We start from the raw sequence: 9,142 nt of genomic DNA on the forward strand, positions 1-9,142 counted from the left end.
GTTTTGCAAGCAGTTAAGTTTTTCTTAGCTGTTAATGCAATTTTTATTGAAGAGAATTAGAAAAATCAAGATTAAAAGTTGGTTGAAATAGACACAAAGAAATAAGTTATGTCTATTTGAGATTTATTAGTTTAAATATAGTAATCCTAACTTGAGTTGACAAAAAGAATTTAACTAACAGTGTCAGCCTTAAGGCTGAGAGTTGAATAAGCCCTAAGATTGAGAGTAAATTACCTCTCAAGATGTATGAAAGATAAAGACCCTTTGCTAAGAAGGGTTATTTAATAATTCAAGAGAGCATGAATAATAATGAAAGCAGGAAATGGAGATTTTGAGTAAGGTGAGTGTAAATGAGGAAATGATTGCTTTTATCAGCAAATGCCAGTGATTTAATTACTATGATTTCAAGACTGAATTCCTGCCGGGACTCTATTCCCATCTCTTCCAAAGTCAAACTTGAGAGTCAAAGACTTAATTCCAGAGGTTTGGTCAATGGAATTAATTAAAAACAATTGTATTTAAAAAAGTAATTATTAAAAATGAAGATGTGAGAGAAATACATTTAATGTATTTATCTATTTCTCACTCAGAAAAGTGATGTTGCTCTTAAAATTGCTAAGTCCGTTGCCATGAACGGACTTTTTTTAACTAAATTCTGATTTTTTGTACTTATTAACTGGATGCAAATGTTGTAGGAAGTACTGTTGAGGTATTCCATTGGTATCTGGGGATCATTTAAGAATGCAGAGATGATAGTATAAAGACAGGCATACCAAGTGGTACAGAAGTCAAGAAAGAATGTGTAACTAAAATGGCTTTGACGCTTTTGCATTACAATTTCAATCTATTTGGCAGAAATTCTCTAAAACTCAGACTAGGAAAGGCTTAGAAACGAAGGTATGATTTTTCTTTACGTAGATGATATAAGTAGTGAATGATGAATAAAAAGTGGGCTGTCAAACGACTAACAGTAAATCTCACCTCAAGTGAAGCACAAAAACTTGAGGAGTACTGTGCAATGACCGGAAGGGCATCAACCGACGTGATTAGAGAGTTGGTGCGTTCTCTTCCAGTAGACGAGAAGGAAGTAGCTGACATTGCCGACTCCTCTCAACTTGCGGGATTAAGTAGTAGTCGAAAATCGGCAACTTGACTTCAACGTAGCCATTAATAACAGTACGTTTCGGAATTGTTCTAATAGAATTAATTAAGGTCAGATGCATTTTGGTAAAACTTCTTGCCAAAATGCAGTACTCAATATACCTGAACACCAAATTTGTAGAGATACTGTAACAGTAAGAGGAACAACTGACATACTTCGAGAATTGCTCTGCTTTCTGGAAGCTGATAATTTGAAAGTAACTAATATTTAGTTTTCCTGTCAAAAAAGAGAGTTAGCTAACGCGAAAAATCGGTAATTCAATACAAAGGTACTATTAATCGGAGTAAGTTGAGTCGGGCAAAGAGCGAATCAGCTCTTGAATCACATCCGTTTGTGATTTTCCTGTCTGATTACAGTAGCTTTCAAGTATCTTGATTTCATTTTCTGACAAGTCAAGATGAATTTGCTTGAGAGTCAATTTATCGGTTACTTTCACGTCTCACCCACCAAATGTAGTATAGTATTTGCTTTTATGCCTGACAGAGCTTAAAAAGCTTGGGTTCTAGCTTTGATTGTGTATCAGGTTTTCAAGCGTAACGTTTGCCAATCGGTACTAGCTTTTGTAATATACTACTAAAGTGGTATACTTAATACTGTAGATTTAGTATTAAAGTATTAAAATAATATTAAAAAGTTGACTTAATGATTAGAATATCTTGTTAAAGATTTTAATAGGAGTAACCACTCATATCCGAATGGCACTAAGTTTAGTTATTTGTTGAGGTGAGCTAGGGAAGCTGGGGGTGCTGGGGGTGCTGGGGGAGACAAAGAAATAAATGTATTTACGTAGCTCTAGTATAAACAATTACTAGGAATAGCTCTTACTCCCCCAGCCTAAGAGCAGCCTCCCCAGCACCCCCAGCTTATCTTAGTGACATTCCACTCATATCCAATTACAGCAGAATTGCGGAGTCAGTATCAAAATGCTTTAGCAGTCTTCGCTCTGGTTAAGCCAGGAGGTGTGCTTGGAGAGATAAATGAATGGCACGCGCTTGCTTGTGCGCGTTACTTGTTGAGGCAAGCTACTCTTGAGGTGGGGAGCTAGGGGAGACAAATAAATAAGTGTATTCAAGATTATTGGAGTAGCAAGAGTTACGAATAATTCCTCTTTACTCCCCCAACCTAAGAGCAGCTTTACGAGAGTGCCATTTAAGACATAAATAAAATGAATCAAATAGCTGGGGTCAATCAATTTTAGATTTTGGATTTACAATTTTGGATTAACCTCTCCTTATAAAGAAGAGGCATCCGATTTTAGATTTGCGATTTACGATAGCGTTAGCGTTCGCGCAACGTCTCGTAGAGAAGCGGTAGCGAGGAACGAGCGTCGGAACGAGCGTCCGCAGGAGCGTCTTTTGGATTAGAAGAGAATTGTTCGTTTTTAATCCAAAATCCAAAATCTAAAATCTAAAATTGTCTCGGTCAGGTTTAATTATGTTGAGACATAATTATGTAGCATAGTAGATGTTTCTAATAGACAATTTTTTTGTTATTTATTCGCATCAGAGGTAGCTAATTTATTAAACTTAATTGCAGCGATCCGGTTTTTTAAAACTGACATATTAGTTGGATCAAGGCGAAAGTTAAAAAGCATAACCTCGGAAAAGAGAAAACTGTACTGACGTACATAGCTTTCAGCAAGTTTAGAAGTACAAATTGCATCTGCCTTCTTTAAAAGGTGGTCGTCTTGCTGAAGGTGTTTCAAAGGTAGAGTTTGAAAGTTAATGTGTGAAATTCCAGATTGTTGTAGTACTTGCTTCATCATTTGACAATCAGCTTCTTCTTGACAAATAAGTAGCATTAAAGCATGACGTGATAAAGATGAAATTTTTGTCAGGAGTTGTAAGTCTGGTTTGAGGTTAATAGCAATAACTTCCTGCTCGGAGGCAGTTAGTTTGCTGACTTCCCATTGATGCTGTACTGTGGTAATTATCAGGTCAGCAGCGAGGATTTTTTTTAATAACTTTGATTGGTTAGTTTTGAAATCTTTTAAACTAAAAAATGATAAAGAAAGTTTTATTTCCGATTGAATAACTTCATATATATCTATACCAAGTGATGAGTTTTCTATAAATACTAACTCTAAAGGGGAAGATGTGTGCTGATTCAACATAGCGGCTTGTGTGTAAGCCGCAGCACTAAACTCCGATGGAGATAATCCAAGTCTTTTCGCAGCGTTGAAGGCTTGATGTAGTAGATTGTAAACTTTTTTGTGAAGAATATTTTGTGTAACTTTAGTGTGGGCAACAAAAGTTCCTTTACCTTTTTTTGCCACCAGATAACCGGATTTAATTAAATGATTGTAAACTGCTGCAACAGTATTATGATTGACTTTTAAATGTTGAGCTAATTTAATAGTAGTTGGTAAAGTATCACCTGGTTGCAAATATCCTGAAGTAATTAATAGCTTAATCTGTTCAACGATTTGAGTATTAATTTTGATTGCTGCTTGGGTTTCAATATAAATAGTAAACAGAATTGAATGAGGCATGAGTATAATTAATATACAAAATAAGTTTTTCTGAACTTCTATTGACTACTTAATTATTTAAAATCAGTGCAAGCTTTTATATTTTAAGTTAAATAATGTTGCAAAAAGGCAGAAATTTTTGATTGTGAAAATACTTGAATTACTCATAATATTTTTGAGAGGAGACAAAGATTTTTGATGTCTACAATTAATGATTTATCAAAGTTATATTTTGTAATTAGCTAACACTGTATTTCATTATGAAAAGTAATCATAATAAGAGATTGAAGATGCATATTAAGGAATTACTTGTTGTCTTACCAGGATTGAGGTAGGACGGCTCTTGGACTGATTGCGGGTTTGTGCTTTAACACTTATATGAAAAGTCACTCTTAACCATACAGCTATTTGATTGATTTTGCAAGGATGTTTCCGTAATCTTAGGATAAAAAACAAACTTTTCAGCACATAGCATTAATCCTATAAAGAACTTATGATTGATTTTTAGAATTGTTTAAATTTTTGATGAAAAAATCTTGAACTGAAGTCAGAAGGAAAACCTTCTCCACTCTTGCCAATCCTTCTGACTTCTTGTTCAGCACTTATTAGGGCAGGGTCGGAATACCCGTACTTATTCATCCTTCTGACTTCTGACTCCTGACTTCTGACTTCTTGCTCAATACAAGGCTCGTATTACTACGCAAGAATTTCCTCGTAATCAAAGCAACTGCTCGCAGGTATACTTTAAAAGCAACAAGAGCTACCCCACCAGTTCAAAAAGCTTGCCAACAAGAGCAGCAATGTTAGGTTGGTCGAGTACTAAAAACAGAGAACTTAGCAGAATCCACAACGCTTAGGGGCACTGCTCCCGAATAAAGAGTAACTTGGGTTAGCAAAAGATGAATCCAAGCTGCTGTTATGGATAAAGCGATCGCGTCCTGCTGCTTTTGCTTGATACAATGCTCTATCTGCCGTGGCAATTATTTGTTGGAAGTCAGAATTAGGCTGAGGAACTACTGTAGTTGACCCAGCACTCAGGGTTATATGAGAACAAAGTAGTGAATTGCGGTGGGGTATTGCTAGTGTGCGGACAGCACAGCAGATTGTTTTGGCAATATGAATAGCCCCAAGTGCGTCTGTATCAGGTAAAACAACAGCAAATTCTTCTCCGCCATAACGGGCAACTAAATCCGCAGTCCGCTTGAGAGCATCTTTGATAGCTCTAGCAATTTTGACTAGAGTGCCATCGCCTGCGAGATGACCATAAGTATCGTTGTAAGACTTAAAGAAATCAACATCGCACAGAATCAAGGATAAAGGCTGTTGTGAGCGTATTTGGCGCTGCCACTCAAGGGAGAGATATTCTTCAAACCGCCGACGGTTAGCTACTTGAGTTAACTCATCAAGATTAACCAAAAGTTGCAACTGCTGATTTGCAGCAAGGAGTTTTTGCTGTAGCTGAGATTGCTCAATCAAACGTTTTAGACGTTGGCGCAAAATGGATAACGGAAGGAATTTAGTAACATAGTCAGTTGCACCGACTGCAAATGCATGGTTAATCGAGCGTTCATCCTCAACAGATGTAAGCATTAAAATAGGAGTGTGCTGACCTTGAGCTGATGAATGCAACTTGTTACAACACTCGACGCCATCCATGTCTGGCATTGAGATATCAAGGAGTACGATGTCAGGGTGCAGTTGCTCAAAAATATTTATTGCCTCTATGCTATTTTCAGCTTCCGCGACTCGATATCCATCCTGCTCTAAGAAAAGTCGCAGTACTGTGCGGAAAAAGGGTTCATCGTCAACGATCAGAGCTAATAATTGATTTTCTTCAATAGGGGCTGTCATGATGCTTGCTTATTCAGAGTGAAATCCTTGACTCTAGGACAGAGCAACACACTAGGGCGCTAACAGCGACAAATAACTTGTGATTTGACAAGCAATAATTAGGCATAGATCACTAATAGGATTTTTGCCCAAAATTCTTGGTAATCAGCCCTTTTTAAGAATACAGTTACTAGATTGATTAAGCAAGATTTCCAGGAATTTTACGGTTTGAGAAATAGAGTATTGTCTTACATGAGCAGCAGGACAAACATATATAAGAGCTTATGATGAAATAACGATAAGCTTTTTAGTTATGGTTCAAATCAAAATTGATGTTTATTAACCTGATATTAATCATAAAAAGCTTTAGGAGTATCATTAGAATTCATCCTTCTGATTTCTTTGTCCAAACTTCTGACTTCTAGTTCAAAAAGTACTAACCAGGCAAATAACGCTGTTTCCCCATTCCAACTTGTTTATTTAGTGAAATTTTATTTCCCGCTGATTGCCCAGCCGCAAACCCATCGGCAGAATTACAACAAGGTCGGGAATTCCTAAATTTTAGATTCAAGTTGGTTGCAGTGTAAGCTTTTAATTCCGCCTCTAACCTTTCATAAAGCGACCGCATGACAATTGCTGAAACTTGTGCGGCATCACCACAAGCACTTATCCCTTCTCGTTTTTGTTGTTCTATACTTTCAAGAATCCTGATCTGAAGTCTTTGTGCAGCACCTAGCTTAAAAGCATTTTTGAACGCGCGTAGGCTTTGCCCGACGCAGGCATCACCGATTTCCTCTCTTGCCAATCTCTCGATAGCTTGTACCAAATATTCAAATTGCATTTGAGCAGATTGAATATTGACTTTCCGTCCTAAAATAATTGTTTTTGTGCTGTTACGACTCTTGCGATTAAACGCAAGGCAGTAATTAGCCGATGCTACTGCATTAAGTAAAATCCTCTTCCATGTGCTTTGTCTTTTTGACTGATCAATGATTTGTTCTTCTACTTCTTGAGGTACTTCATCTGCTAAATCTGCCAGAGACAGATTATAGCGAGTCAAGATTTCTTGAGCTTTGGAGAAAGCGGAGATGGCTTCGGCTTCATTAGGAGATTGAGACAAAGCAAGCAGCTTCTTAATTTTTTCACCAATCTTTTCTAAATTTGGTGGTTCGGATGAGGGAGATTTGCTCCGTAACTCTGCTTGAAATTGCTCTTGGTTGCGTTGCTCTGGTTTGCGTAGATAGTACTCAATTAATTGTTCAACCTCGTTTTTCCAGAAAAGATAATTATCCCAACCCCTAAAAGACTTACGCATCCAAATATTATTGTCACCTTGAATAAAACTTTTGGATTCTAGTGTGGCTTTCAACTGAGAATGTATTGGGTTAGCTAAGTCAAAGTCTTTGAACTCAACTGCGATCGCAGTTGCATAGTATATAGCTTGTAGCTGCATTATTTTTGTCCGTTATTGTTATCATGGAACCGAATTAGTGATATATGAAAAATCTGAATCAGGTAGCCAAAAACTGATTAGTAGAGATTTAAGTTTTTGGGAGAATAATAAAAATAAGCAAATTATCTATAATTATGCAATTGCTCATGTTCTGACGTGGGTGGCACCAATACCATACAATCAGACTATCGAAAAGGGATAGAAAAAGCATTGGCGTTAATAACGCTTAACGCTGCTCCCGCCCATCCCTCAAGCTACTAAAAAAACCGAGGCACATGAACATATTTGAAATTACTGTTTCCTTTGTAACCAGAGGCTAGCGAAAGTTGGTTGAGGTTTTGCACCCCGCTATATTGTTTACCATTGATCACCCAAGTAGGGAAGCCAGGAACTTTTGCTGCCTTGCATAAATCTGGTTTAGCATTCAGACCCTTTGAGTCGCACTCTATTTTGATGCTATCGCTGATTATTTGATAAGCTTCCTTGCCAAAAAGCAACTTCTGCTCGTGGGAATGTGGACACTACCATGCGGCGTACTCTTTCGCACCTATATTGACCAAATGCCGTGCTAAGGCTATCTCTGCCTCGCCGGAAGTAGTGGTGATTGACCAGCCGATGCCAGTAAGGCGACGTTCGTCGGGACGGAAGAATATTTTTTGCTGCTCTTTTGGTTGAGCGGTTTGAGGGGCTTGTGCAGATAATGAAGTTACGCTAACACAGGTAATACCCACGGCTAAAAGTCCGGCTGTCCACGCAAGTTTTGCAAACATATTATTGATGATAATCAGGACATTTCACATTATCACATCAACTTATAAGATGCGATCGCAATAATCCGGGCAGTTCTCACCTTCTACGCCATGAGGATGTATCGCGCAGACCAGCATATTGCCACCGTAGTATTGCCCGTGATAATTCTCGCAACCAATGCAAGCTGCTGGTCTAGATTCTTCTTCATCAAAATCATCCTCATCCTCACCTTGATCTTCAATCAACGCATTACAGTTAGGACAATTAATAATCTCTCGTCCCCTGTCTTCAACTAAACAAGTTATAGATTTCCAGTAATAAATATCAATATCTATTAGTACAGAAAAGTAAGGGTAGCCACAATTGCAAATGTCTATCTCACTCTCAAAATTACCATCAGAATCAGCATCTTTGTATTCTTGAGCAATCTTCCAGTCCTGTTGCAAAGATCGGCTCCCAGGGTTGCCCTCGGAATCTACTGTCCACAGCCTGGAGTCGTGAAAGATTCTAAGACTAAAAGATGTATAGTCGTGAGCCAGATTTTCAAACTGACAACTACTATTTGCTTCTTGATAATCAAAGCTTCGATGCTTAACTACTAACTTTTTATCATGAGGATAGGTTTGAATTACCAAGTACTCACCTTCGCAAAAGGGATTGAAGTCTGTGGCAACGTTCGCGTTTAAGAAAAGGAAATCTTTCAATGTATCCATTGTTTCTCTTGATTGGAATTTGAGTTGTAGTTTTTTAGCAGATATAATTCCCGGAATTATGTCTAATTATCTAAGCCGAAAAGCTTGCTTTTTCAGGTAAAATCATTAAAAATAAGTACATCATGTTCCTCGCATGGCTTTTGTAAAAATAAATAGTTGGTTTCATTTGGGAAAGTCTGCTTTTGCAGACTTTTTTTAATTATTTACGCAAATATAATTCCAGTAGTTCTGTCCACTTATTTTCCAAAACAAGCTTGTATTTAGAAAATAAGTTTACAAAAATAAATATGTCATGTAAATGCATTTTGTATTTACATGATTATCACTGACTAAGGTGATACGGTTTTAGCTACGGGTAGTCCGCGTTTGCGGACTTTCTTTAATTAATTAGAAGCAGAGGTTAAACCCAATCAGACATTTGACCTCTAAAACAGCAAACTCATTTTAAATTACCACAATGCAATCTATGAGTACGAGCATTATCTAGCATCACCTTTCCCGACTGCTGACTCTGTTGTATGAGATGCCAGATGTTTTTCCGTCCGTTGTTTACTTGTAAATACGTCAAGTTGAATTTAAGTTTCTCTACGGGATAAATCAACTTCTTGCAAAATACGGGTAACGATACAAGGGATTTCAGATAAATAATAAAAATCCTTAAAATAATTGACAGTAATAGCTTTAAGCTTGAGACCTATTGAATTAAAGTGTTTTAGTCTTCTCTGCTTACTCACCTGTTTGAAATGCCTATCCGCCAAGTATCA

At 37.3% G+C, this 9,142-nt stretch carries 9 protein-coding genes; 2 read left to right on the forward strand and 7 right to left on the reverse strand.

Features of this window, described 5'->3' with window-relative positions:
• The first annotated feature begins 937 nt into the window (after window positions 1–937).
• The gene (locus HCR01_RS30055) at window positions 938–1,153 is read left to right on the forward strand and encodes a CopG family transcriptional regulator (protein ID WP_193199680.1); all 216 of its coding nucleotides are present in this window, start codon (window positions 938–940) and stop codon (window positions 1,151–1,153) included.
• 283 nt (window positions 1,154–1,436) lie between these two features.
• Here the strand turns inward: HCR01_RS30055 and HCR01_RS30060 are convergent, their stop codons facing one another.
• A complete protein-coding gene (locus HCR01_RS30060) occupies window positions 1,437–1,598 on the reverse strand; it encodes a CopG family transcriptional regulator (RefSeq protein ID WP_193199668.1) in 162 nt (53 codons plus the stop codon).
• Between the two features lie 435 nt (window positions 1,599–2,033).
• Here HCR01_RS30060 and HCR01_RS30065 point away from each other — a divergent pair, with 435 nt between their 5' ends.
• Window positions 2,034–2,207, forward strand: coding sequence for a hypothetical protein (locus tag HCR01_RS30065; RefSeq protein WP_193199669.1), 174 nt, complete (start codon window positions 2,034–2,036; stop codon window positions 2,205–2,207).
• 444 nt (window positions 2,208–2,651) lie between these two features.
• Here HCR01_RS30065 and HCR01_RS30070 read toward each other — a convergent pair whose 3' ends face one another.
• The 6 genes from HCR01_RS30070 to HCR01_RS30095 form a co-directional block, all read right to left on the reverse strand.
• Entirely contained in the window at window positions 2,652–3,653 is a 1,002-nt protein-coding gene (locus HCR01_RS30070) for a GntR family transcriptional regulator (protein ID WP_193199670.1), read from the reverse strand.
• 813 nt (window positions 3,654–4,466) lie between these two features.
• Window positions 4,467–5,483 (reverse strand): diguanylate cyclase domain-containing protein, encoded by a 1,017-nt coding sequence (locus HCR01_RS30075; protein ID WP_193199671.1) that lies wholly within the window; start codon window positions 5,481–5,483, stop codon window positions 4,467–4,469.
• A gap of 415 nt (window positions 5,484–5,898) precedes the next feature.
• Entirely contained in the window at window positions 5,899–6,915 is a 1,017-nt protein-coding gene (locus tag HCR01_RS30080; RefSeq protein WP_193199672.1) for a DUF2786 domain-containing protein, read from the reverse strand.
• 257 nt (window positions 6,916–7,172) lie between these two features.
• Window positions 7,173–7,412: a hypothetical protein gene (locus HCR01_RS30085; RefSeq protein ID WP_193199673.1), complete on the reverse strand. Its 240-nt coding sequence runs from the start codon at window positions 7,410–7,412 to the stop codon at window positions 7,173–7,175.
• A 24-nt stretch (window positions 7,413–7,436) separates the two neighbouring features.
• The gene (locus HCR01_RS40915; RefSeq protein WP_193199674.1) at window positions 7,437–7,685 is read right to left on the reverse strand and encodes a hypothetical protein; all 249 of its coding nucleotides are present in this window, start codon (window positions 7,683–7,685) and stop codon (window positions 7,437–7,439) included.
• Between the two features lie 42 nt (window positions 7,686–7,727).
• Window positions 7,728–8,378: a hypothetical protein gene (locus HCR01_RS30095; RefSeq protein WP_193199681.1), complete on the reverse strand. Its 651-nt coding sequence runs from the start codon at window positions 8,376–8,378 to the stop codon at window positions 7,728–7,730.
• Between the last annotated feature and the right edge of the window lie 764 nt (window positions 8,379–9,142).

This window comes from Nostoc sp. MG11 (assembly GCF_014904695.1).
Classification (GTDB): domain Bacteria; phylum Cyanobacteriota; class Cyanobacteriia; order Cyanobacteriales; family Nostocaceae; genus Komarekiella.

Coding starts and splice junctions, on each gene's coding strand:
- HCR01_RS30055 (WP_193199680.1), top strand. CDS start 938: ATGAATAAAAAGTGGGCTGTCAAACGACTAACAGTAAATCTCACCTCA.
- HCR01_RS30075 (WP_193199671.1), bottom strand. CDS start 5,483: ATGACAGCCCCTATTGAAGAAAATCAATTATTAGCTCTGATCGTTGAC.
- HCR01_RS40915 (WP_193199674.1), bottom strand. CDS start 7,685: ATGTTTGCAAAACTTGCGTGGACAGCCGGACTTTTAGCCGTGGGTATT.
- HCR01_RS30080 (WP_193199672.1), bottom strand. CDS start 6,915: ATGCAGCTACAAGCTATATACTATGCAACTGCGATCGCAGTTGAGTTC.
- HCR01_RS30095 (WP_193199681.1), bottom strand. CDS start 8,378: ATGGATACATTGAAAGATTTCCTTTTCTTAAACGCGAACGTTGCCACA.
- HCR01_RS30070 (WP_193199670.1), bottom strand. CDS start 3,653: ATGCCTCATTCAATTCTGTTTACTATTTATATTGAAACCCAAGCAGCA.